Annotated in this window: 24 protein-coding genes and 1 pseudogene; 21 read left to right on the top strand and 4 right to left on the bottom strand. The window is 68.1% G+C overall.

Annotated elements, in window-relative coordinates:
- The first annotated feature begins 63 nt into the window (after positions 1–63).
- Positions 64–1365 carry a citrate synthase gene (gene gltA / locus G3N62_RS16000; RefSeq protein ID WP_034185794.1) on the top strand — a complete coding sequence of 434 codons (1302 nt, stop codon included), beginning with the start codon at positions 64–66 and terminating at the stop codon, positions 1363–1365.
- Between the two features lie 90 nt (positions 1366–1455).
- Here gltA and G3N62_RS15995 read toward each other — a convergent pair whose 3' ends face one another.
- The gene (locus G3N62_RS15995) at positions 1456–2421 is read right to left on the bottom strand and encodes an AraC family transcriptional regulator (protein WP_124668850.1); all 966 of its coding nucleotides are present in this window, start codon (positions 2419–2421) and stop codon (positions 1456–1458) included.
- Positions 2422–2494: 73 nt separating this feature from the next.
- Between G3N62_RS15995 and G3N62_RS15990 the strand changes: the two genes are divergently transcribed.
- From G3N62_RS15990 to iaaH, 6 genes are all read left to right on the top strand, one after another.
- Entirely contained in the window at positions 2495–2884 is a 390-nt protein-coding gene (locus G3N62_RS15990) for a VOC family protein (protein WP_034185795.1), read from the top strand.
- 110 nt (positions 2885–2994) lie between these two features.
- Complete coding sequence (locus tag G3N62_RS15985) at positions 2995–4245, top strand: DUF1479 domain-containing protein (protein ID WP_124668851.1); 1251 nt, start codon at positions 2995–2997, stop codon at positions 4243–4245.
- A 166-nt stretch (positions 4246–4411) separates the two neighbouring features.
- Positions 4412–5170 (top strand): amidinotransferase, encoded by a 759-nt coding sequence (locus G3N62_RS15980; RefSeq protein WP_034185982.1) that lies wholly within the window; start codon positions 4412–4414, stop codon positions 5168–5170.
- A gap of 96 nt (positions 5171–5266) precedes the next feature.
- Positions 5267–5731 (top strand): Lrp/AsnC family transcriptional regulator, encoded by a 465-nt coding sequence (locus G3N62_RS15975; protein ID WP_034185797.1) that lies wholly within the window; start codon positions 5267–5269, stop codon positions 5729–5731.
- Between the two features lie 110 nt (positions 5732–5841).
- On the top strand, positions 5842–7401 hold the full coding sequence (locus G3N62_RS15970) for an amino acid permease (protein WP_124668852.1): 1560 nt from the start codon (positions 5842–5844) through the stop codon (positions 7399–7401).
- Positions 7402–7524: 123 nt separating this feature from the next.
- Complete coding sequence (gene iaaH / locus G3N62_RS15965; protein WP_124668853.1) at positions 7525–8946, top strand: indoleacetamide hydrolase; 1422 nt, start codon at positions 7525–7527, stop codon at positions 8944–8946.
- Positions 8947–8959: 13 nt separating this feature from the next.
- Here iaaH and G3N62_RS15960 read toward each other — a convergent pair whose 3' ends face one another.
- Positions 8960–9865, bottom strand: a complete 906-nt coding sequence (locus G3N62_RS15960) for a LysR family transcriptional regulator (protein ID WP_034185800.1) — start codon at positions 9863–9865, stop codon at positions 8960–8962.
- A gap of 137 nt (positions 9866–10002) precedes the next feature.
- On the opposite strand from G3N62_RS15960, the gene G3N62_RS15955 reads away from it, so the two are divergent.
- The 5 genes from G3N62_RS15955 to G3N62_RS15935 all read left to right on the top strand — a co-directional run bounded on the left by G3N62_RS15955 (position 10003) and on the right by G3N62_RS15935 (position 15501).
- Complete coding sequence (locus G3N62_RS15955; RefSeq protein WP_124668854.1) at positions 10003–11397, top strand: MFS transporter; 1395 nt, start codon at positions 10003–10005, stop codon at positions 11395–11397.
- Entirely contained in the window at positions 11394–11792 is a 399-nt protein-coding gene (locus tag G3N62_RS15950) for a DUF4440 domain-containing protein (protein WP_124668855.1), read from the top strand. The genes G3N62_RS15955 and G3N62_RS15950 overlap by 4 nt, the downstream gene beginning before the upstream one ends.
- A gap of 156 nt (positions 11793–11948) precedes the next feature.
- The gene (locus tag G3N62_RS15945; protein WP_034185803.1) at positions 11949–13295 is read left to right on the top strand and encodes an aromatic ring-hydroxylating dioxygenase subunit alpha; all 1347 of its coding nucleotides are present in this window, start codon (positions 11949–11951) and stop codon (positions 13293–13295) included.
- Positions 13273–13755 (top strand): aromatic-ring-hydroxylating dioxygenase subunit beta, encoded by a 483-nt coding sequence (locus tag G3N62_RS15940; protein WP_034185804.1) that lies wholly within the window; start codon positions 13273–13275, stop codon positions 13753–13755. Before G3N62_RS15945 ends, G3N62_RS15940 begins: the two co-directional genes overlap by 23 nt.
- 48 nt (positions 13756–13803) lie before the next feature.
- A complete protein-coding gene (locus G3N62_RS15935; RefSeq protein WP_124668856.1) occupies positions 13804–15501 on the top strand; it encodes an NAD(P)/FAD-dependent oxidoreductase in 1698 nt (565 codons plus the stop codon).
- Positions 15502–15510: 9 nt separating this feature from the next.
- Here G3N62_RS15935 and G3N62_RS15930 read toward each other — a convergent pair whose 3' ends face one another.
- Positions 15511–16236 (bottom strand): glutathione S-transferase, encoded by a 726-nt coding sequence (locus G3N62_RS15930; RefSeq protein ID WP_059558350.1) that lies wholly within the window; start codon positions 16234–16236, stop codon positions 15511–15513.
- 117 nt (positions 16237–16353) lie between these two features.
- Positions 16354–16683 carry a cupin domain-containing protein gene (locus G3N62_RS15925; RefSeq protein WP_034185983.1) on the bottom strand — a complete coding sequence of 110 codons (330 nt, stop codon included), beginning with the start codon at positions 16681–16683 and terminating at the stop codon, positions 16354–16356.
- 367 nt (positions 16684–17050) lie between these two features.
- On the opposite strand from G3N62_RS15925, the gene G3N62_RS15920 reads away from it, so the two are divergent.
- From G3N62_RS15920 to G3N62_RS35985, 9 genes and pseudogenes are all read left to right on the top strand, one after another.
- On the top strand, positions 17051–17872 hold the full coding sequence (locus tag G3N62_RS15920; RefSeq protein WP_124668857.1) for a hypothetical protein: 822 nt from the start codon (positions 17051–17053) through the stop codon (positions 17870–17872).
- A 32-nt stretch (positions 17873–17904) separates the two neighbouring features.
- Positions 17905–18663, top strand: coding sequence for a Tat pathway signal protein (locus tag G3N62_RS15915; protein WP_124668858.1), 759 nt, complete (start codon positions 17905–17907; stop codon positions 18661–18663).
- Positions 18664–18896: 233 nt separating this feature from the next.
- On the top strand, positions 18897–20306 hold the full coding sequence (gene leuC / locus G3N62_RS15910) for a 3-isopropylmalate dehydratase large subunit (protein WP_034185808.1): 1410 nt from the start codon (positions 18897–18899) through the stop codon (positions 20304–20306).
- Positions 20307–20309: 3 nt separating this feature from the next.
- Positions 20310–20456, top strand: a complete 147-nt coding sequence (locus G3N62_RS15905; protein ID WP_034185809.1) for an entericidin A/B family lipoprotein — start codon at positions 20310–20312, stop codon at positions 20454–20456.
- Positions 20457–20523: 67 nt separating this feature from the next.
- Complete coding sequence (leuD, locus tag G3N62_RS15900) at positions 20524–21174, top strand: 3-isopropylmalate dehydratase small subunit (RefSeq protein ID WP_034185810.1); 651 nt, start codon at positions 20524–20526, stop codon at positions 21172–21174.
- A gap of 77 nt (positions 21175–21251) precedes the next feature.
- A complete protein-coding gene (gene leuB, locus G3N62_RS15895) occupies positions 21252–22319 on the top strand; it encodes a 3-isopropylmalate dehydrogenase (RefSeq protein ID WP_124668859.1) in 1068 nt (355 codons plus the stop codon).
- A 107-nt stretch (positions 22320–22426) separates the two neighbouring features.
- Complete coding sequence (locus tag G3N62_RS15890) at positions 22427–22546, top strand: hypothetical protein (RefSeq protein ID WP_006756675.1); 120 nt, start codon at positions 22427–22429, stop codon at positions 22544–22546.
- 85 nt (positions 22547–22631) lie between these two features.
- Positions 22632–23753 (top strand): aspartate-semialdehyde dehydrogenase, encoded by a 1122-nt coding sequence (gene asd / locus G3N62_RS15885; RefSeq protein ID WP_034185812.1) that lies wholly within the window; start codon positions 22632–22634, stop codon positions 23751–23753.
- A gap of 252 nt (positions 23754–24005) precedes the next feature.
- Positions 24006–24513, top strand: a pseudogene (locus G3N62_RS35985) (pilus assembly protein FimV); the annotation flags it as partial.

Genomic DNA, 24513 nt, shown 5'->3' with positions numbered 1-24513 from the left:
CAAGGTGTAACGCGCTGTGCCCGTTATCGAATCCCGTTTCTTTATTTCGATTGAGGATGTGCCATGACTCCGTCTGATGTTAAAGCCACGCTATCGTTCAGCGACAACTCGCCGAGCGTCGAACTGCCGATCTACAAGGGCACGATGGGCCCGGACGTAATCGACATCCGCAAGCTGTACGGCCAGACCGGCAAGTTCACGTACGACCCGGGCTTCATGTCGACGGCGGCTTGTAATTCGGCGATCACGTACATCGACGGCGACAAGGGCGAGCTGCTGTACCGCGGCTACCCGATCGACAACCTCGCGCAGAACGCGGACTTCCTCGAAAGCTGCTACCTGCTGCTGAAGGGCGAGCTGCCGAACGCAGCGCAGAAGAAGGAATTCGTCGACACCGTCACGAAGCACACGATGGTGCACGAGCAGATGCACTTCTTCTTCCGTGGTTTCCGCCGCGACGCGCACCCGATGGCGATCCTGGTCGCCGCGGTCGGCGCGCTGTCCGCGTTCTACCACGACTCGCTCGACATCAACGACCCGCGTCACCGTGAAGTGTCGGCGATCCGCATGATCGCGAAGCTGCCGACGCTCGTCGCGATGGCGTACAAGTACAGCATCGGCCAGCCGTTCGTGTATCCGAAGAACTCGCTGTCGTATAGCGCGAACTTCATGCACATGATGTTCTCGAACCCGTGCGAGGAGTACAAGGTCAACGACGTGCTCGTCCGCGCGCTCGACCGTATCCTGATCCTGCACGCCGACCACGAGCAGAACGCGTCGACGTCGACGGTCCGCCTCGCCGGTTCGTCGGGTGCGAACCCGTTCGCGTGTATCGCCGCCGGTATCGCATGTCTGTGGGGCCCGGCGCACGGTGGTGCGAACGAAGCCGCGCTGAACATGCTCGAGCAGATCGGTTCGCCGGACAACATCCCCGAATTCATCAAGCAGGTGAAGGACAAGAATTCGGGCGTGAAGCTGATGGGCTTCGGCCACCGCGTGTACAAGAACTACGATCCGCGTGCGAAGCTGATGCGCGAAACGTGCTACGAAGTGCTGAACGAACTGGGCCTGCACGACGACCCGCTGTTCAAGCTCGCGATGCAGCTCGAGAAGATCGCGCTGGAAGACGAATACTTCGTGTCGCGCAAGCTGTACCCGAACGTCGACTTCTACTCGGGCATCGTCCAGCGCGCGCTGGGCATCCCGACGTCGATGTTCACGTGTATCTTCGCGATGGCACGTACGGTCGGCTGGATCGCACAGTGGAACGAAATGATCGCCGATCCGGAACAGAAGATCGGCCGTCCGCGCCAGCTGTTCATCGGCGACACGCCGCGCGAAGCGAAGCCGATCGACGCACGTTAAGTCGTGTGCGGCGCGAACGGCCGGCAGGCCGCTCGCGTCGGGCAATCGCAACGCCACGACACCCCGACGGGTCCGCCCGTCGGGGTGTTTTCATTTGTGCCGTGAATGGGCGCGGCGCTCCAGCGAGGGCGGGCGGGTATCGAGTGCCGGCGCGTCGTCGTCGGGGGCGTGGCCGTGCTGCTTGAAGAACTGCCGGTACGCGCCCGGCGTCATCCCGCGCGCGGCGAGGAACTGGCGGTTGAAGTTCGCGGCGTTCGGAATGCCGCAGCGCGCGGCTACCGTCGCGATCGGCCAGTCGGTGCCGACGAGATGACGGCACGCGTGCGCGAGTCGCAGCCGTTGCAGGTAGCGGCCGACGCTTTCGCCGAGATGCCGGACGAACAGGCGCTGCAGCGTGCGCTCGGACATGTGCGCGGCGGCGGCGAGCGCGTCGATGCGCAGCGGTTCGTGAAAGCGCCGGTCGATCGCATCGAGCACGCGGTCGAGGCGTTCGGCTTCGGGCGCGGCCGCGTCGGCGGACGGTGCCGTGCCGTCCGGCCGGTCATACGCGTGTGCGGTGGCGAGCGGCGTGCCGCCGGCTTCGGCGAGATCGGCGAGCGTGTCGAGCGCCGCCGCGAGCCGTGCGCGCGGCGACGGATCGAGCAACCGCGGCAGTCGCGCCCGCATCGCGCGGGCGGCTTCCACGTCGAAACGCAGGCCGGGCGCCGCGCGACGCAGCAGCGAGCGCAGCGGCGCGTATTCGGGGCAGCAATCTGCCAGCCGCCGCACCCAGTCGCCGTCGAACCAGACGACGAGCGCGACTTCGGGCGCCGCGCGATCGATGCGCGCGTTCGACGACCACGTATGCGGCAGGTTGGGCGGCACGAGCACGAGATCGTCGTCCGCGTAGCGCGCGACGTGATCGCCGATGAAGCGCTGGCCGCGGCTGTTGAGCGTCAGCGTCAGTTCGTACTCGGGATGGCGATGCCATTCGAACGGGATGCGCGCGAGCTGGCGGTGATACACGCGGATCGAACAGCCTGGCGAGAACGTCACATGCTCGTACTGCGGTTTCATCGCGGCCTCCGGTAGGGGCGGGCAGCGCGTCGTGGCATGATCGAGAACGCAATCGTCACCACGGAGCGATGCCATGTTTTCACACGTTTGCGTCGGCGTCAGCGATACGACGCGCGCCTACGATTTCTACGCGCCGCTGTTCGCGGCACTCGGGCTGCGCCTGAAATTCCGCGAGCCGGACGGCTGGTCGGGCTGGATGCCGGCCGATGCCGACCGGCCGCTGTTCTTCTTCGGCCGGCCGCTCGACGGCCGCGCGCCCGAACCGGGCAACGGGCACACGGTCGCGTTCGTCGCGCCGGCCCGCGCGCTCGTCGATCGCTGCCACGCGCTCGCGCTGCGGCACGGCGGCACCTGCGAAGGGCCGCCGGGCCTGCGCCCGGACTATCACCGCGACTACTACGGCGCCTATTTTCGCGATCCGGACGGCAACAAGCTCTGCGTGGTCTGTCATCGTCCGGAGTAACGCGCGGTTGTCAGAATTGTATCGATAGTTGACCGGATAGCGGTGATGGCGGCCCCGTACCGGCCGTACGCTGACAGCACATCACGATACGCTTCAGCGAGGAGACCACGATGCAACTGACGATTGACGATCTGCCGGCCGCGATCCGCGCGGCGAAACGGGTGCTGCGCGCCGACCTGCCCGGTTACGCGGCGTCGTTTCGCGAACTGGAGGGCGACATCGCGCGGCAGGTCGAGGCGATCCGCCGCGCGCACGCGCACGGCCATGACGTGATCCCGGTCGTGCCGTTCGCGGATATCGCGGGCGGCACCGTCGATCCTCGCGCGATCGCCGCCATCCGCACGCACGGCGCGGTCGTGATCCGCGGCGTATTCGACGCGCATCAGGCGCGCGACTGGAACGACGAGATCGGTGCGTATCTGGATGCGAACCGCTTCGCCGAGCGGTTGAATGCGCGTGCGGAAGACCGCTATTTCGGCAATCTCGCATCGGGCAAGCCGCAGATCTACGGCGTCTACTGGTCGAAGCCGCAGGTGGCCGCGCGCCAGTCGCCGGCGCTGACGCAGGCACGTGTGTTCCTGAACCGCCTGTGGCGGCGCGCGGATGCCGTGCGCATGCATTTCGATCCGGACCAGGTGCCGGCCTATGCGGACCGGATTCGCCGCCGGCCGCCCGGTTCGACGTCGCTCGGGCTGTCGCCGCACGTCGACGGCGGCTCCGTCGAGCGCTGGCTCGGGGCGAACTTCCGGCAGGTCTACCGGCACGTGCTGGCCGGTCGCTGGCGCGATTACGATCCGTTCGACGCCGCGTTCCGTCCCGACGTGGAAGAGATTCCGTCGCCGGCCGTCTGTTCGATGTTCCGCACGTTCCAGGGCTGGACCGCGCTGACGCCGCAGGGGCCCGGCGACGGCACGCTGCAGTTGATCCCGGTCGCGAACGCGATGGCCTACGTCGTGCTGCGCGCGCTGCAGGACGACGTCGCCGACGACGACCTGTGCGGCGCGCGTCCCGGCCGCGCGCTGTCGATCCGGCCCGAATGGCATGCGCTGCTGCTCGACGCGCTGGTGCCGATCCCGCACATGGCGCCGGGCGACGCGGTGTTCTGGCACGGCGACGTCGTGCATGCGGTGGAGGATGCGCACCGCGGCAGCGGCGACAGCAACGTGATGTACATCGCGGCCGCGCCGGGCTGCGCGAAGAACGACGCGTACCTGCGGCGTCAGCGGTCCGCGTTCGTGCGCGGCGAGAGTCCGCCCGATTTCCCGGCCGATCATTTCGAGGTCGATTTCGACGGGCGTGGCGACGAAGGCGACCTGACGGTGCTGGGCCGAGCGCAGATGGGGTTCGGGCCCGGCGCGTGACGGCCTTCTGCCGAATCCGCTGCGTGCCGCGCGCAATTCGACGCAATCGGCTGTCGGCGCTGCCGAAATCGACGCGAATTGCGCAATTTGGCTTCCGATAATGGTCCGGACACAACGCCGCGGGCCCTTGCGCCGCAAGGGTGCGGCGCAGACCATGGAGGAGTCGATGCAATTCACGCAAGCGATCGTTCGCCGTCCGGCACCGTCGTGTGGCGCGGGCCTGACCACCGCCGCACTCGGCGCACCCGACTACGACAAGACGCTCACGCAGTTTCATGCGTATTGCGACGCGCTGCGCACGCTCGGCGTCGCGCTGACCGAGTTGCCGCCGCTGGACGCGTTCCCCGATTCGCACTTCGTCGAGGACGTCGCGGTCGTGACGCCGGAATTCGCGGTGATCACGCGCCCCGGCGCCCCTGCGCGGCGCGGCGAGACGGTGCATATCGAAGCGGCACTCGCCGCGCATCGCGACCTGCTGCCGATGCAGGACGGCCGTCTCGACGGCGGCGACGTGATGCTGGTCGGCAAGTGCTTCTACATCGGCCTGACGGGCCGCACCGACGCCGAAGGCATCGCCGCGTTCGAGGCGCTGGTGTCGCGCTACGGCTACTCGGTCGTGGCGGTACCGGTCGGCGCGGGGCTGCACCTGAAGTCGGTCGTCAACGCGCTCGGCGACGACACGCTGCTCGTGACCGAAGCGCTGGCCGCGCATCCGGCGTTCGCCGGCTATCGCCGGATCACGGTCTCGGCCGCTGACGAATACGCGGGCAACACGCTGCGCGTGAACGGCACGCTGATCACGCCGGCCGGTTATCCGCGCGTTCACGATGCGATCGCGTCGCTCGGCATGCCGCTGCACGTGATCGACACGAGCGAGTTCCGCAAGATGGACGGCGGCCTGACCTGCCTGTCGCTGCGGTTCTAGCCGATTGGCGCGCGGCCGCTTCGGCCGGATAATGTGGCCCCGCGCGGACGAGGACACGTTCCGCGCACCAGCCACGACCGACCGGAGCGAACGCGGATGACCGACAAGAAGAGGCAGCTCGACAAGATCGATCTCCGGATCCTCGACATCCTGCGTACCGACGGGCGGATTTCCTACCGGAAGCTGTCGGAGCGCGTGAACCTCACGCCGCGGCCCTGCCAGGCGCGCGTGGAGCGGCTCGAGGCGCTCGGCGTGATCGAAGGCTACCGCGCGGTGATCAAGGCGCCGCGCGCGACCAAGCCGATCGTCGTGATCGCGCAGATCGTGCTGGCCGACCACGGGCGTTCGCAGGCGCCGTTCGAGGACGAAATGCGGGCGAATCCGGCCGTGCTCGATTGCTGGCTCGTCAGCGGCACGTTCGATTTTCTGGTGCGGCTCGCGTGCGAGGATCTCGACGAGTACCGGCGGATCGCCAACGTGTGGCTGGAAAGCCCGCGATTCCGGATCGAGAAAATCGTGACGACGGCCGAACTGCAGGCGATCAAGCGCAGCGTCGTGTGATGCGCCCGGCCGGGCAGGACCCGGCTCGACGCGAATGACCAGGCCAATCGATTCGCATCCCGAATCAATAAAATTGGCGGAAGAAGCCGGAACCAATCAGGGTGAACACTATGGATGCTATGCAAGCGGCAGTGGAGACGGCTGCGCCGTCCGGGACGACGCTCCAGCGCCGTCTGCAGGGCCGCCACATCGCGATGATCGCGATCGGCGGCTCGATCGGCACGGGGCTGTTCGTCGCATCGGGCGCGTCGGTTGCGCAGGCGGGGCCGGGCGGGGCGATCGCCGCCTATATCGCGATCGGGATCATGGTCTATTTCGTCGTCACCGGGCTCGGCGAGATGGCGGCGCTGATGCCGGTGTCGGGCTCGTTCGCGATCTACGGCGAGAAGTACGTCGACGAAGGCTTCGGCGTCGCGCTCGGCTGGACCTACTGGTACAGCTGGGCCGTGACGATCGCGATCGAGCTGGTCGCCGCGCAGATCGTGATGCGCTACTGGTTTCCGGCGGTGCCGGGCATCGGGTGGGGCGCGGGCTTCCTCGTGCTGATCTTCCTGCTCAATACGCTGTCGGTGCGCGGCTTCGGCGAATCGGAATACTGGTTCTCGCTGATCAAGGTCGTCACCGTGATCGCGTTCATCGCGGCGGGGCTGCTGATCGCGGCCGGCGTGCTCGGCAGCGGGCATACCGGCACCGGGCATACCGGCACCGGGCATCCGGTCGGCTGGCGCAACTTCACGACGGGCGACGCGCCGTTCGTCGGCGGCGTGCACGCGATGATGAGCGTCGCGCTGATCGCGGGTTTCTCGTTTCTCGGCACCGAGCTGGTCGGGATCGCGGCCGGTGAATCGGAAAATCCGCGCAAGACGATCCCGCGCGCGGTGAAGCAGATCTTCTGGCGGATCATGCTGTTCTACGTGCTCGCGATCTTCGTGATCGGCCTGCTCGTGCCGTACACCGACCCGAACCTGCTGAAGAGCGACGTGACCGACATCGGCGTGAGTCCGTTCACGCTGGTGTTCAGCCATGCGGGCTTCCCGCTTGCCGCCGGCGCGATGAACCTGGTGATCCTGACGGCCGTGCTGTCGGCCGGCAATTCCGGCACCTACGCGGCGACGCGGATGCTGTACAACCTCGCCGCGGAAGGGCGCGCGCCGGCGATGTTCGCGACGCTGTCGCCGGGCGGCGTGCCGCGCAACGCGCTGTACGCGACGATGGCCGTCGGCGGGCTGTGCTTCCTCACGTCGCTGACCAACAACCAGCGCATCTATCTGTGGCTGTTGAACACGGTCGGCATCACGGGCTTCATTGCGTGGCTCGGCATCGCGGTCTGCCATTACCGGTTCCGCAAGGGTTTCCTGAAGCAGGGCTACCGGCTCGACCAGTTGCCGTACCGCGCGAAGTGGTTCCCGTTCGGGCCGCTGTTCGCGATCGCGATCTGCATCGTGATTTCGCTCGGGCAGGACTATCAGGCGTTCTTCGCGGCGCGCATCGACTGGATGGAAGTGCTGTCGATCTATGTCTGGATTCCGCTGTTCGTCGCGATCTGGTGGGCGTATCGCCGCGCACGCAAGAGCCGGCTCGTGCGCTACGAGGAGATGGAGATCGGGCCGTGGCTGGCGCGCGCGGTCGACGGGGCGGCGGATGCGCGCGAGTCGTCGCGCGGCGCGTAGCGGGCGGGCCGCTCGCGTGACGGCCGGCCGCGGGCCGCGATAACATCGCGATTCGCACGGCGTGCTGCCCGGGCCGGTGGCATGCCGCGCGTTTCCCGATCGATTTCGCGTCCAGCACACAACATGACAACCCAGCCGAACCGCGTTTCCTCCCCGTCACTTGCCTCCCGCGCCAGCGTGCGCGAGATCGCCGATGCCGTGCGCGCGGCCGGACGGCGTGCCGTCGACGTCGCCGACGACGCGCTCGCGCGTCTCGCGGCGATCGCGCCGCTCAATGCGATGGTGCACGTCGATGCCGAGCTGGCCCGCCGCACGGCCGAGCGCATCGATGCCCGCGTCGCGCGGGGCGAGGCGCTGCCGCTCGCGGGCGTGCCGTTCGTGATCAAGGACAACCTCGATACCGCCGCGATGCCGACGCTCGGTGCGAGCCCGGCGCTGGGCGGCTATCGCGCAACCGGCGATGCGCAGACCGTACGGCGCCTGCTCGAAGCCGGTGCGGTGCCGCTGGGCAAGGCGAACATGCACGAGCTCGCGTTCGGCATCACGAGCGGCAACGGGCATTTCGGCGCGGTCGGCAATCCGCATGATCCGCAGCGCATCGCCGGCGGGTCGAGCGGCGGAACGGCGGCCGCGGTCGCGGCCGGCATCCCGTTCGGCCTCGGCACCGACACGGGTGGCTCGGTGCGCATTCCGGCCGCATTCTGCGGCGTGTACGGGCTGCGGCCGTCCGCGCAGCGCTATTCGCCGCATGGCGTGCTGTCGCTGTCGCCCACCCGCGATACGGTCGGGCCGATCGGCCACGGCATCGACGATTTGCTGCTGCTCGACGCCGTGCTGACGCGCGACGACAGCGTGGCCGTCGCGCCGGAATGGCCGCAGTTGCGTATCGGCGTACCGGGCGCGCCTTACTTCGACGCGCTCGACCCGGGCGTTGCGGCCCGCATCGAACACGCGCTCGCGTCGTGCGTGGCGGCCGGCGCGACGCTCGTGCCGCTGCCGGCGATGCCGCTGCACGACGCGAGCGAGGCCTGCGGCCTGCCGATCGTGGCGTTCGAGGCGAACCGGTACTGGCGCCGCTTTGCGGCCGAGCGGCTGCGCATTCCGTTCGAGACGTTCGTCGAACGGATCGCGAGCGACGACGTGCGCGGCATCTTCCGGTCACTCGTCGAAGCGCCGGTCGAGGCCGACGCCTATGCGGAAGCGATCGTGTGCCGGCAGCGTCTCGTGCACTGGTACGACGATGCGTTCGGCGCGCCGGTCGACTGCATCGCGATGCCGACGGTGCCGGGCGAGCCGCCGTCGCTCGGCGACACCGCCGCGATGACGCCCGAACAGGGCGCTGCGCTGTTCGCGCGCGTCGTGCGCCAGACGTCGCCGGCGACACTCGCCGGCGTACCGTCCGTGTCGATCCCGGCCGGGCCTTCCACGCGGACGGGGCTGCCGGTCGGGCTCATGCTGGAGGGGCCGTGGGGCAGCGACCGGCGCCTGCTCGCGATCGCCCGCCGGATCGACGCGCGGCTGCGGGATCGCGCAGCGGCCGCCTGAGCCGCGGCCGCGTTCAGGCCAGATAGGCCTTCATGAAGTCGACCCACGCGCGCACCTTTTGCGGCACGTGCGTGGTCGACGGATACAACGCGTAGACGGCCTGCGGCGGAAACCGGTAGTCGGGCAGTGCGTCGACCAGCGCGCCGCACGCGAGGTCGTCGCGCACGAGCCATTCGGGCAGCAGCGCGACGCCGCTGCCCTGGCGCGCGAGCACGCGCAGTACCGACGCGTTGTCGACGACGACGCGCGGCTTGGCGCCGGGCCGGAAGGCATGCGGGTTGCCGTCGCGGTCCGTGAGCGTCCAGGTGGCGATGCGCTCGAGCCGCGTATGCCCGAGCTGCGGCAGGCGCGCGAGCACGTCGGGCGAGTCGATGCGGGACAGGCCCGCGGCGGCGAGCAGCGACGGCGCGATCACGGGCCGCACTTCGTAGGTCGCCAGGCACGCGCCGCGGTAGGGCAGGTCCTGGAACTGCTCGAGGCGCCCGAGGCGAATCGCGACGTCGACGCGCTCCCGCACCAGGTCGACCTGCGCCGCATGCGTCTCGAGCCGCACGCGCAGCGCGGGATGGCGCTGCATGAACGCATGCAGCGCGGGCGCGACCACCATCGTCCCATACTCGACCGTCGACGTCACGCGCAGCACGCCGTGCATCCCGCCGTGCTCGCTGCGGGCGTCGTCGATCGCGCTCTCGGCTTCCTCCAGCACGCGCAGGCAGCGCGCATGGAAGCGCTCGCCCGCGTCGGTCAGCTCGACGCGCCGCGTCGTGCGCGTGAACAGCGTGACGCCGAGTTCGGCTTCGAGCTGCTTGATGTTGAAGCTGACCGCGGCCCGGGCCTGATTCAACTGGGCGGCGGCGGCCGTAAACGACCCCGCTTCCACGACGGCGCGGAAGACGGCGAAACGATCGAGACTCACCATGGCGTGTCGGCTGCTTTCCGGAAAACCGACATGTTGCCCTGATTGTCAAAATTTTTCGACCAGTCTTGCCGTCCGGACGGTCTTATCGACGCGCGCGTCGAACCTTACACTGCGGCGTTTCGTTCGTCTTCCGCCACATGACCGATCGCTCGAAAATCGCCGCCGTCTACCTGCTCGGGTTCGCGATCGACCTCGCCAACATGTTCGTCATCAACGCCGCGTATCCGACGATCCAGCGCGAGCTGCACGCATCGGTCGCGCAGCTGGCGTGGATCGGCAACATGTACGTGCTCGGGCTGACCGTCGTGATCCCGCTCGGCACCTGGCTGGCGCGGCGTTTCGGCGAGCGCCGGCTGCTGATCGCGTCGCTGGTGCTGTTCGCGCTCGGCAGCGTCGGCGTCGGCCTGTCGGCGTCGATCGGCGCGCTGCTCGCGTGGCGCCTGATCCAGGGGCTCGGCGGCGGGCTGCTGATCCCGGTCGGGCAGACGATGGCCTATCGCGCGTATCCGCCGGATGCACGTGCCCACCTGACGTCGATCGTGATGATGGTCGCGCTGCTCGTGCCCGCCTTGTCGCCGGCGCTCGGCGGCGTGATCGTCGATCGCGCGTCGTGGCGGGCGATCTTCTTCGGCATGGTGCCGCTGGCCGCCGCGACCAGCGTGCTCGCGTTCGCGTGGCTGCCGCCGGACGCAGCGGGCGAACGTCCGCCGGCGCTCGATGCCCGCGGCCTCGCGTTGAGCGCCGTGGCGCTGGTCGCGCTGCTGCTCGGCCTGACGTTCGCGGGCCAGCCGGGGGGCGGCCGCCTGGCGATCGCGCCGCTGTCGGTCGCGCTGGTCGCCGGTGGCGCGTACGTCGCGCATGCGCGGCGCGCGGCGTCCCCGCTGCTCGACCTGCGCCTCGTCGCGCAGCCGCTGCTGCGGATCGGCTTGGTCGTCTATCTGTGCGTGCCGGGCGTGTTCACCGGCGTGAACCTGGTCGCGGCGCTGTACCTGCAGAACGCGCTCGGGCTCAGCGCGACGCATACGGGCGCGCTGATGGTGCCGTGGGCGATCGCGTCGTTCGTCGCGATCGCGACGACGCGGCGCTGTTTTCCGAAGTGGGGCGCGAAGCCGCTGTTCATCGGCGGGATCGCGATCGACGCGATCGGCATCGTGCTGCTCGCGACACCGCTCGCTGGTTTCGAGGCCGGGCGCGTGCTGGCTTTCGTCGCGATGGGGCTCGGCGCCAGCATGTGCACGAGCACGTCGCAAAGCGCGGCGTTCCTCGACGTTCCCGCGGCGCGGATGGGCGACGCGAGCGCGCTGTGGAACATCAACCGGCAGTTGAGCTTCTGCCTCGGCGTCGCCGTGCTGGGCAGCGCGCTGAATTTCCTGCTGTCGACGCAGGGCGACGACGCGCGGCTGTCTTACCAGCAGTGCTTCGGTCTGGCCGCGTTGCTGACGCTGCTGCCGCTGCCGTTCGTCGCGCGCCTCGCCCTGCACCGCGCGCCTGCCGCGCGACCGGTTTCCCAACGTACGCAAGTGTCGAAATGAATCCGTCCAACCCGTTTTTCCAGGAAGTGGTCGACGCGCACGTCGACATCGAGCAATGGTTGTCCGGCCATGCGTCACGCGACGCGCTCGCGCCGCTGATCGCGCGTTTTTCGCGGCGTTTCTCGATGATTTCGCTGCAGGGGCATGCGCTGGATTTCGCGGATGTCGACGTCCTGTTCTCGCGCGGCCACGGCGCGCGTCCCGGGCTGCGGATCGCGATCGACGAACTGCACGAAGTGAGCGCGTGGCAGGGCGGCGCGGTGATTGCCTATCGCGAGACGCAGGTCGACGGAGCGGGGCGGCGCACCGTGCGCCGTTCGACCGTCGTATTCGAGCGCGACGCGAACGGCCGCATCGGCTGGCTGCGCCTGCATGAAACACCGGTGACGGGCTGACCGTCGCCGCCGCGCCCGCCGCCGCGTGCCTGGCGGCGGGCGTATGGAGTCCGAGCGGCACCTACGAGCAGAAACCTGAGAGATGACGATAACAACAATCGAATCCGCGCGCCGCGACGGCGCGCGGCAACAACGCGTGCGCGGCCGGAGGTGCGCATGACGGCGCCCGGGTTCACCGATGGGGTGGCGGCGCTCGTGCGCGATACCGAGGTGCACAAGGATCTTTACCTGTCACCGCGGATCTTCGAACTGGAGATGCGCCACCTGTTCGCGAACACATGGGTGTACGTCGGCCACGTCAGCCAGATTCCGGACACCGGCGACTACGTGACGACGACGATCGGCGCGGAGCCGGTCGTGATGGTGCGTCACGTCGACGGATCGGTGCGCGTGCTGCACAACCGGTGTTCGCACAAGGGCACGCAGCTCGTGACCGACGCGTGCGGCAACACGGGTACGTTCTTTCGCTGTCCGTACCACGCATGGTCCTACCGGACCGACGGCAGCCTCCATGCGATTCCGCTGCGGCGCGGCTACGACCAGACCGGCTTCGAATCGTGCGAGGCGAGCAAGGGCATGCAGGCGGTCGGCGCGACCCACGAGCATCGGGGTTTCGTGTTCTGTCGGCTGAACCCGGAGGGCGTCGGCTTCCACGACTATTTCGGCGCGGCGCTGTCGTCGCTCGACAACCTGGTCGACCGCTCGCCGGAAGGGCGCGTCGAAGTCGCGGGCGGCGTGTTCCGGTACGTGCATGCGTGCAACTGGAAGATGCTGGTCGAGAACCAGACCGACACCTGTCACCCGATGGTCGCGCACGAGTCGTCGGCCGGCACGGCCGTGCGCGTCTGGGAGCGTGACGGCATGGAAGGCGCGAAGCCGATGGCGGTGGAACTGCTGGAGCCGTTCATCCAGCCGCATGCGTTCTTCGAGCGGATGGGGCTGCGCGTGTGGCCCAACGGGCACGGTCACACCGGCACCGCCGATTCGATCCATGCGCGCTATACGCCGATTCCCGGTTATCACGAGAAGATGACGGCGGCGTACGGCGAAGCGCGCGCGGCCCGCATTCTCGGCGAGGTGCGCCACAACACGGTGCTGTTCCCGAACGCGATGGTGAAGGGGCCGATCCAGATCCTGCGCGTGTTCAAGCCGCTCGCGGCCGACCGCACGCTGGTCGAATCGTGGTCGTTCCGTCTTGCGGGCGCACCCGATTCGATGTTCGAGCGCACGCTGGCCTACAACCGGCTGATCAACGCGCCGACGTCGATCGTCGCGCACGACGATCTCGAGATGTACGAACGCGCGCAGCGCGGCCTCGCGACGCAATCGCGCGACTGGGTGCATGTGGGACGGCTGTTCGATCCGCACGAGCACATGCACGCGACGGCCGAGACGAACGGCACCAGCGAGCTGCAGATCCGCAACCAGTTCCGCGCGTGGCTGCGCTATATCGCGCCCGCATCGACGAAGGAGGCCGCCGATGCGCACGTTTGCTCACGATGAACTCGCCGCGTTCGTGTATCGCGAGGCGCGCCTGCTCGACGAGCGGCGCTACGAAGACTGGCTCGCGCTGTACGCGGACGACGCGCGCTACTGGATGCCGTTGTCGCCGGATCAGCCCGATTCGGTGCTGCATGGCGCGCTGATGGACGAGGACCGGTTGCTGCTGCGCATCCGCATCGAGCGCCTGGCCGGCCGCCGCACGTTCTCGCAGCAGCCGGCGAGCCGCGGCCATCATCTGCTCCAGCAGCCGTACGTCGAGCGCGCCGACCCGGCGCGCGGCGTGTACGTGTTGCGCACGCCGTTCCATTACGTCGAAGCGCGGCGCGACGAGCAGACGCTGTTTGCCGGCTGGTACACGCACGAACTCGCGGTCAGCGGCGACGCGTTGCGCATCCGCGTGAAGCGCGTCGACCTCGTCAACGCCGATGCGCCGCTCGGCAGCATCCACCTGCCCGTGTGAGCGCGGGCTCGCGCTGCCGGTTTCCTTCCCTGGTTTGGTCCCGATTCCATGAACGCCCCTGAACGCCTGCCGCACACGCTACCGTACATCGACACGCTGTACGACTATGGCGCTTTCCTGTCCCGTACCGGCGGCCGTGTCGGTACGCTGGCGGCCGAAAGCGCGCGCGATGCGCGGATCGCGATCGTCGGCGCGGGCGTCGGCGGGCTCGTCGCGGCCTGCGAACTGCTGCGCGCCGGTGCGCGGCAGGTCGTCGTGTTCGAGGCGAACCGGGCGCGCGTCGGCGGACGCCTGCTGACGCAGTCGATCAATCCCGAGCATCCGCACCTGCTCGCCGAAATGGGCGCGATGCGCTTTCCGCCGTCGCAGGCGGCGCTGTATCACTACCTGGACCGGTTCGGCGTCGACAGCGCATCGGCGTTTCCCGATCCCGGCATCGTCGACACGGAGATCCACTATCAGGGTCATGCGTACCGCTGGCCGGCCGGCGAAGCGCCGCCGGCGCTGTTCGAGCGTGTCGACTGCGGCTGGCGCGCGTTCATCCGCGACGGCGTGCGGCTCGACGACGGCACGTCGCTACCGGCGCCGGCCGAACTGACGGCGCTGCTGCGCGCGCATCGCTACGACGATGCGCGGTGCGGCTGGCAGCAGTACATCGACCGCTTCGGCGACGAGTCGTTCTATTCGGCGATCGTGAAGATCTTCACCGGCGCGACGCCGCCCGGCGGCGTTCGCTGGCGCAAGAGCGAGGACCTGCGCCTGTTCGGCACGCTCGGCATCGGGTCGGGCGGCTTCCAGCCGGTCTATCGCGCGTCGTTCCTCGAAATCCTGCGGATCGTCGTCAATGAGCTCGAGGTCGACCAGCGGCTGATCCCGGCCGGCATCTTCGCGCTCGCGCAGGGGCTGCTGGACGACGGCGCCGACGGCGTGCGCGTGCGCGACTGCATCGTTCACGCAGCGGTGCGCGGCGTGACGAAGCAGCCCGATGGTACGCTTGCGCTCGCACTCGACGACGGGGCGACCCGCGTGTTCGATCGCGTGATCGTCGCGACGACGACGCGGGCGATGCAGGTCGGCATGGGGATGACGGGCATCGCGAACCTGTTCGCCCCGGACGTCGTCCGCGCGATCAACGAGACGCACATGGTCAGCTCGTCGAAGCTTTTCGTGCTGACCCGCGACAAGTTCTGGCTCAAGCACGGGCTGCCGCACAACATTCAGACCGACACGCTCGCGCGCGGCATCTACTGCCTCGACTACGCGCCCGACGATCCCGACGCGCACGGCGTCGTGCTGATCAGCTACACGTGGGAAGACGATTCGCACAAGATCCTGTCGCTGACCGACAAGATCGAGCGGTTCAAGCGCCTCGTGGCCGAGATCGGCGTCGTGTCGCCGGCGTTCGCCGCGCATCTGCGCCCGCTCGACGACGATTACGCGCGCAACGTCACGAGTCACGACTGGCTGTCGGACCGTTACGCGCTGGGCGCGTTCAAGCTGAACTACCCGGGCGACGACATCCACTCGCAGGCGCTGTTCTACCAGTTCCAGACGGCGGCGGATCCGTCGTCGGACCGCGGGATCTATCTGGCCGGCTGCTGCTGTTCGTTTACGGGCGGCTGGATCGAGGGCGCGGTGCAGACCGCGATCAATGCGGCGAGCGCGGTGATCCACAGCCTCGGCGGCACGCTGGCCGACGGCAATCCGCTCGACGCGATGCGCAGCCGCTATCGATATGGCGATTGAACGGCGCCGTTACCGGTCGAGCTCCGGGTAGTGCCGGAAGATCCCCATGTCGTTGAACGGGATGCGGCGCGCCGACGCGAGATAGCGCGCGACGGGCGGATGCCGCGCGACGCGATCGTGCAGCGCGACGAGCGCCGCGACTTTCCGCTCCGCGCGTTTCATCGCCTTCGGAAACGCATAGCGCAAGCCCTCGATCAGCTGGAACATCGACAGGTCCGCGTAGCTGAGAGCGGTGCCCGCGATGTAGCCGCCGCCGTGCGGATTCTGCTCGAGCACGCGATCGAAGTAGCCGAGGAATTTCGGCAGCCGGTTCTCGATGAAGTCGGCCGCGCGCTCCGCGGCTTCCGCCTTCTGGTCCTCGTAGTAGAGGCAGCTGGCGATCGGGTGATGCGTGTCGTGGATCTCGGTGACGAAGTCGGCGACGGTCAGCTGGAGCTGGTGTACCCACAGCCGGCCGGCTTCGTCGTCGGGCGCGAGCCCGAGCCGCGCGCCGAGAAACAGCAGGATGTTCGCCGTCTGCCCGACGACCACGTCGCCCGCCTTCAGGAACGGCGGCGCGAACGGCACGCACTCGGCCTTCGTGCTGTCCATCATGCGCATCATCGCCGACACGCCCATCCCGCGCCCCGATTCGCGTGCGACATCGACATAGTCGGCTTCGGCCGCCTCGAGCGCGAGCCGCACGTACTCGCCGCGGCCCTGGATCTCGGGCCAGTAATAGAGTTCATATCGCATGCTGTTGTCCAGTTCGTTGAACCGGCTGCCGCCGGCCTCGTGACGACCGGGCGGCCGCGCGCCGCCCGTTGCGAATAGACAGTCTAGGCGATCGAACGAAAAGCGCCGTGCGCGGCATCATGCGTCGCGTGCGCGCTCGCCGCCTTCCGGGCCGTGGAAGAACACCCGGGTCGAGAAGTCGTCGGAGAAGCCGACGAAGCGATGCGCCGCGTGGGCGGGGACGAACAGCGTGTCGCCGGCCGCGACGCCGCATTCGCGCCCGTCGACGACGAAGCGCGACGCGCCGGTCGTGATCACGTCGATCTCGTCGCGCGTGTGCGGCGTCTGCCCGTCCTCGACGCGCGGCCGGTACAGCTCGACATCGCGCGTGCCGTGGCGAAACAGCGTCGTGAACAGCGTGCCTTCGTCGTCGAGGCGCGCAAGCGATTCGTTCAGGCCGAGCTTCATCGTGGCGGGCTCCGGGTCCGGATCGTGAGGGAACGCGGCTTGCGCCATGGTGATGCGGGTGCCGATATGTCGAAACGCCGCGCCAGTCGCGAGCGCTCCACCGGCGAAACAGGCGCGCGATTCGCTCGCCGCAGGTGAAACAAGATCGTCCATCGGCGAAACGGCGCGGCGATCGAACGGATTCGGCCGTTACTTTCACCGCAATTTAACCAACGCCGCCTAGGATCGCGCTGCATCGATCGATGGCATGCCGCAATGCCGGTTCGCGCGCGGTTGCCCGATTGCCTTTTCCCTGGACCCCGCGAATTTCGTCGACCCTGCCTGTCCTCACGCACGGTCGTCATTCGCATCATGGCGTAGCGTGTACATGAGTCAGCATTCCCCGGCTTCGTCCCGAAGAAAATTCCTCGCCGCCGCGCCAGCCGTCGCGGCCTCTTCCCTGCTGAGCGCCTGCGGCGGCGACGACGTCACGTCGGCGCCGGTCACCGACAGCGCGCTGGCCGCGCAGATGTCCGCGAAACTGAACGCGCAGCTCGGCGACGCGGCGACCGTCGACGCGATCGTCCCGGCGATGTCCGACGTCGGCTTCACGTGGGACCTGCCGACCGTGGCCGCCGCGCAGATCGGTGCGATCGTCGCGTACAGCTTCGGCAACCGTCCGAACGCGTCGAGCGGCAACACGTCGAGCACCGGCGGCAACCAGGCGGCGCTGCCCGATCCGGGGCCCGTGAACGAGGCGCTGGCGGACGCCGTGTACCGCATCCGCCAGCTGAAGCCCGTCAAGGTCTATGCGCAATGGGAAATCGCGCGGTTTCTCGTGTCGAAATACGGGATGGGCGCCGACGTGCTGTCGTCGGTCGAACCGGTGATCGCGAACGACGGCTCGATCGTGTACCTGAGTACCGCGGGCGTCGCGGCGGTCGCCGTGTCGCGGGCGGGCGGGGCGGCGGCGATGGGCACCGTCGCGGTGGTCGGCCATCGCGATCACGCGAAGCGCTGCATCCAGACGTCGCAACAGGCGGGCATGAAGGCGGCGGCCGTCGCCGAGGTGCCGCTGCCGACGGTGTACGACCCGCAGTCGGGCCAGCCGTGGACGCGCAACCGCAGCCTCTACCTCGTGCACGACATGTATGCGCAGATGCTGACGCGCGCGATGACCGCGACGACGCAGGCCTACCCGAAGGGCTGACGCCCGCCGATCCCCCATCGATGCTCATGACCATGCATACCCGTCGCCATTTCCTGGCTTCCACCTCCGTCCTGGCCGCGTCGTGCGCGGCCGTCACGCCCGTGTTCGCGAGCGCCGCGCCGGCCACCGATGCCGAACTGCAGCGCCAGATGCTCGGCAAGCTGACGAACGAACTGAACGATCGCGCGACCGCCGCCGCCGAAACCGGTTATCTGCTCGACACGTTTTTCTCGTGGACGCCGCCGAGCGTCGCGGCGGCCGCCATCGATACGATCGTCGCATATAGTTTCGGCAGCCGCGCCGGCGCATCGGCCGCCGCACCCGTACCGGGCCCCGTCAACGAGGCGATTGCCGATACCGTGTTCCAGCTTCGGCAGAAGGTCGCGGCACCGATCTTCGCGCAGCAGGAGGTCGCGAGCGTGCTCGCGTCGACATACGGGCTCACGGCCGGCGTGACGTCGATCGCGACGCCCGCGGTCGCCGCCGGCAGCCCGATATCGACCCCCGACGGCGTCGCCGCCGCGATCGTCAGGCAGGCGGCCGCGAGCGCGGCGCTCGGCAAGGTCGGCGTCGTCACGCATCAGGACCAGGCGTCGCTCGCCGTGCGCGCGTCGAATGCCGCGGGGATGCAGGCGGCGGTGCCGGCAGGCCTCGCGCTGCCGTCGCGCTACGACACGTCCGCGCAGATGGCGGCCATGCGGCGGCGCGATCTCTACCTGCTGGGCAACGCCGGCATGCAGCTCGCGATGCTGCGGCTCGACCTGATCAACCGCGCGTACCCGAACGGCTGATGCGCCAGCCACGGGGCGCGGCGCGCGACCCGGGCGATGCGGCCGCGCGATCGCCGCCCGCCGGATCGTGCGTGCCCCGTTTTGCCGGGTAATGCCGATACAGGTATTGGCACTACCAGCCAAACTACTGTTTTTAATGGGTTTTTTCGCGCCCGGCCTGAGCCGGGGCGCACGCTGCGTGGCATAATCGACTTCATCCGCAAGGCTTGTAGTCACAACGACCCCGAATACCCATGGCACAGACTCTCTACGACAAACTGTGGAACACCCACGTGGTCCACACCGAGGAAGACGGCACGACCCTGCTCTACATCGACCGTCAGCTGCTGCACGAAGTCACGAGCCCGCAGGCGTTCGAAGGGCTGAAGATGACGCATCGCCCGGTGTGGCGCATCAGCGCGAACCTCGCCGTGTCGGACCACAACGTGCCGACGACGGACCGCAGCCACGGCATCGCCGATCCCGTCTCGAAGCTGCAGGTCGACACGCTCGACGCGAACTGCGATGCGTTCGGCATCACGCAGTTCAAGATGAACGACGTGCGCCAGGGCATCGTCCACATCATCGGGCCGGAACAGGGCGCGACGCTGCCGGGCATGACGATCGTGTGCGGCGATTCGCACACGTCGACGCACGGCGCGTTCGGCGCGCTCGCGCACGGCATCGGCACGTCGGAAGTCGAGCACGTGCTCGCGACGCAAACCCTGCTGCAGAAGAAGAGCAAGAACATGCTCGTGAAGGTCGAGGGCGCACTGCCGCGCGGCTGTACCGCGAAGGACATCGTGCTCGCGATCATCGGCAAGATCGGTACGGCGGGCGGCACGGGCTACGCGATCGAATTCGGCGGCTCGACGATTCGCGCGCTGACGATGGAAGGCCGCATGACCGTCTGCAACATGGCGATCGAAGCCGGCGCGCGCGCGGGCATGGTCGCGGTGGACGACACGACGATCGATTACCTGAAGGGCCGGCCGTTCGTGCCGACCGGCGCGGAATGGGATCAGGCCGTCGAATACTGGCGCCAGTTCAAGTCGGACGACGGCGCGCAGTTCGACCGCGTGGTCGAGCTGAACGCGGCCGAGATCGTCCCGCAGGTCACGTGGGGCACGTCGCCGGAAATGGTCACGTCGATCGACGGTCGCGTGCCCGATCCCGAGCGCGAGAAGGATCCGGTCAAGCGCGACGCGATGGAGCGCGCGCTGGCCTACATGGCGCTCGAGCCGAACACGCCGATCGAATCGATCAAGGTCGACAAGATCTTCATCGGCTCGTGCACGAACGCACGGATCGAGGATATTCGCGCGGCCGCGTATGTCGTGAAGAAGCTGAACCGCCGGATCGCATCGAACGTGCGGCTCGCGATGGTCGTGCCGGGTTCGGGCCTCGTGAAGGCGCAGGCCGAGCGCGAAGGGCTCGACAAGGTGTTCACCGATGCGGGCTTCGAATGGCGCGAGCCGGGCTGTTCGATGTGCCTCGCGATGAACGCCGACCGGCTCGATCCGGGCGAGCGCTGCGCGTCGACGTCGAACCGCAACTTCGAGGGCCGGCAGGGCGCGGGCGGTCGCACGCACCTCGTGAGCCCCGCGATGGCGGCAGCCGCGGCGATCGAAGGTCACTTCGTCGACATTCGCCAGCTGGGGTAACGCGTGACGGCAACGAAGGTCATCGCGCGGCTGGTTGCCGCGCTGGCGCTGGCGGGGCTGGGCTTCGGCCTCGCGGGCTGCAATACCGTCCGCGGCTTCGGCGAGGACGTCAACGCCGCGGGCAACGCGCTCAAGCGCGCCGCGGACTGACACCGCCACCGAGAATTTGTCGATGTGTGCCGGCCGCGTGCCGGCCCTTCAACCGGATAGACGGATCATGGAAAAATTCACTGTACATACCGGCGTCGTGGCGCCGCTCGATCGCGAGAACGTCGACACCGACGCGATCATCCCGAAGCAGTTCCTGAAGTCGATCAAGCGCACGGGCTTCGGTCCGAACGCGTTCGACGAATGGCGCTACCTCGATCACGGCGAGCCGGGCCAGGACAACTCGAAGCGTCCGCTGAATCCGGACTTCGTGCTGAACCAGCCGCGCTACCAGGGCGCATCGGTGCTGCTCGCCCGCAAGAACTTCGGCTGCGGCAGCTCGCGCGAGCACGCACCGTGGGCGCTGCAGCAGTACGGCTTCCGCGCGATCATCGCGCCGAGCTTCGCGGACATCTTCTTCAACAACTGCTACAAGAACGGCCTGCTGCCGATCGTGCTGACCGAGCAGCAGGTCGATCACCTGTTCAACGAGACGGCGGCGTTCAACGGCTTTCAACTGACGATCGACCTCGACGCCCAGGTCGTGCGCTCGGGCGACGGCCGCGAGTATCCGTTCGAGATCACCGCGTTCCGCAAGTACTGCCTGCTGAACGGCTTCGACGACATCGGCCTCACGCTGCGCCACGCGGACAAGATCCGCCAGTTCGAAGCGGAGCGGCTCGTGAAGCAGCCGTGGCTCAACACCAAGCTGGTCGGCTGATCGTGCCTTTCGGGCGGGCGCGCCAGCGGCGCGTTCGCCGGCCTGCCTCATACAACCTACCCAGTCAGGAATTTCGCATGAAGATTGCAGTGCTGCCCGGCGACGGCATCGGTCCGGAAATCGTCAAGGAAGCCGTGAAGGTGCTGAACGCACTCGACGAGAAGTTCGAACTCGAACAGGCGCCGGTCGGCGGCGCCGGCTACGAGGCGAGCGGCCATCCGCTGCCCGACGCGACGCTGGCGCTCGCGAAGGAAGCCGACGCGATCCTGTTCGGCGCGGTCGGCGACTGGAAGTACGACTCGCTCGAGCGCGCGCTGCGCCCCGAGCAGGCGATCCTCGGGCTGCGCAAGCATCTCGAGCTGTTCGCGAACTTCCGCCCGGCGATCTGCTATCCGCAGCTCGTCGATGCCTCGCCGCTGAAGCCGGAACTCGTCGCGGGCCTCGACATCCTGATCGTGCGCGAACTGAACGGCGACATCTACTTCGGCCAGCCGCGCGGCGTGCGTGCGGCACCGGACGGCCCGTTCGCCGGCGAACGCGAAGGCTTCGACACGATGCGCTATTCGGAACCGGAAGTGCGCCGCATCGCGCACGTCGCGTTCCAGGCCGCCCGCAAGCGCGCGAAGAAGCTGCTGTCGGTCGACAAGTCGAACGTGCTCGAAACGTCGCAGTTCTGGCGCGACGTCATGATCGACGTGTCGAACGAATACGCGGACGTCGAGCTGTCGCACATGTACGTCGACAACGCGGCGATGCAGCTCGCGAAGGCGCCGAAGCAGTTCGACGTGATCGTCACGGGCAACATGTTCGGCGACATCCTGTCCGATGAGGCGTCGATGCTGACGGGCTCGATCGGCATGCTGCCGTCGGCGTCGCTCGACAAGAACAACAAGGGCCTGTACGAGCCGTCGCACGGTTCGGCGCCGGACATCGCGGGCAAGGGCATTGCCAACCCGCTCGCGACGATCCTGTCGGCCGCGATGCTGCTGCGCTACTCGCTGAATCGCGCGGAGCAGGCCGATCGCATCGAGCGCGCGGTGAAAACGGTGCTCGAACAGGGCTACCGTACGGGCGACATCGCCACGCCGGGCTGCCGGCAGGTCGGCACGGCGGCGATGGGCGATGCGGTGGTCGCGGCGCTGTAAGGCAACGCGGCAGTAATATAGAAAGGGCGCGAACGGGCCGGGAAAATCGGCCGGTTCGCCCCCGGTTGGCCGTTGTGCGGGCCACCGGCTTTGTGTAGACTCGAACGATGGCGCTGATTTCCCTGATCTCCCCGGTCCTGAAACTCCACGGCAACACTGCCCGTGCGGGTGCGCGCGCCATCGTCATCACGAAAACCATTACCACGAAAACGATCATTAAACGCTGATCGCCGTCGTGCCCGCCTGTTTCCCCGCGCGGTCACGCGGGGACGGAAATGGCGGGGAAGCTCCATTCAAAGCAAAGGGTTAGTCATGAACGTAGGTCTCGTAGGTTGGCGCGGCATGGTCGGCAGCGTCCTGATGCAGCGCATGCAGGAAGAAGGCGATTTCGACCTGATCGAACCGGTGTTTTTCAGCACCAGCAACACGGGCGGCAAGGCGCCGTCGTTCGCGAAAAACGAGACTACGCTCAAGGACGCGACCAACGTCGACGAGCTGAAGAAGTGCGACGTGATCATCACGTGCCAGGGCGGCGACTACACGAACGACGTGTTCCCGAAGCTGCGCGCGGCCGGCTGGAACGGCTACTGGATCGACGCGGCATCGTCGCTGCGGATGAAGGACGACGCGGTCATCATCCTCGACCCGGTCAACCTCGACGTGATCAAGGACGCGCTCGTCAAGGGCACGAAGAACTTCGTCGGCGGCAACTGCACGGTCAGCCTGATGCTGATGGCGCTCGGCGGCCTGTTCCGCGAGAACCTCGTCGACTGGATGACGGCGATGACCTACCAGGCCGCATCGGGCGCGGGCGCGCAGAACATGCGCGAGCTGCTGTCGCAGATGGGCACGCTGAACGGCGCGGTGCAGGAACAGCTGGCCGATCCGGCGTCGGCGATCCTCGACATCGACCGCCGCGTGCTGGCCGCGATGAACAGCGATGCGATGCCGACGAGCCACTTCGGCGTGCCGCTGGCCGGTTCGCTGATTCCGTGGATCGACAAGGATCTCGGCAACGGGATGTCGAAGGAAGAGTGGAAGGGCGGCGCGGAAACCAACAAGATCCTCGGCAAGCCGGCCATGGGCGAGCCGGGCTCGATCCCGGTCGACGGCCTGTGCGTGCGGATCGGCGCGATGCGCTGCCACTCGCAGGCACTGACGATCAAGCTGAAGAAGGATGTGCCGCTCGACGAGATCAACGGCATCCTCGCGTCGGCGAACGACTGGGTGAAGGTCGTGCCGAACGAGCGCGAAGCGTCGATGCGCGACCTGTCGCCGGCGAAGATCACGGGCACGCTGACGGTGCCGGTCGGCCGCCTGCGCAAGCTCGCGATGGGCGGCGAATACCTGTCCGCGTTCACGGTCGGCGACCAGCTGCTGTGGGGCGCGGCCGAGCCGCTGCGCCGCATGCTGCGCATCCTGCTCGACAAGTAAGCCTGTCAGCATGTCCGGCCCGCAGGCCGGACTGCGCGCGATGACGCGCCGCGTCGGCCCCCGGTTCGGGGCTGGCGCGGCGCGTTTTTCATGTGCGAATGGATCGGCGCATGCTCGGCGGCGTCTGGTCGACTGCCTGCCGCGTCTTGATCGTCCGAGGGCTGCCCGGCGCGGCGATGATTTTCATCCATTGATGCGGCTGTGTTCGATCTGCCCGGCGGCCGGCCGCGGCATGCGGACCCGGGCGGCGCGATGGCCCGATCGCCGGGCGGCCGCGCCGGGTTGCACCGGCCGGCGACGAATTCGGCCCGAATGCGATCGCGTGAAGTAAACTACGCGGTTACGACGCACAGACCCGCCGAAAGCGTCGCGTTCCGCGCGACGCTTTTGCATTTCTGCGGCAACTTTATTGACGCCTTCAACCGCGAATCCGAGCCGCGCCCGCGCGCGGCGATAGAGCCCACGATGTCCCGAATTTCCTTGTTTCCGCGTCAGTCCCGTCTGTCGCGCGCCGTGCGTGGCGCGCTGGCGATCCTGGCGCTCGGCGCAGCCGCATCGGCCTGGGCCGTCGGCACCGTCGAACTGCCGGCGTCCGCCGTCGGCGGCGCCGTACCGCTTACCGTGACGGTCCAGCCGGGCCAGTCGCTGAACGACATCGCGAAAGCGGCCACGCAATCGCATGATCCCGGCGTGCTCGCGCGTGCCGGCCGCGCGCTGTTCGACGCCAATCCGCAAGCATTCATGAAGCGCGACGCGAGCA

It is taken from the genome of Burkholderia sp. Tr-20355 (genome assembly GCF_017104685.1).
In the GTDB taxonomy this organism is placed as follows: domain Bacteria; phylum Pseudomonadota; class Gammaproteobacteria; order Burkholderiales; family Burkholderiaceae; genus Burkholderia; species Burkholderia seminalis.
The sequence above is the reverse complement of the archived record's forward strand: the minus strand, read 5'-3'. Positions and strand labels throughout refer to the sequence as shown.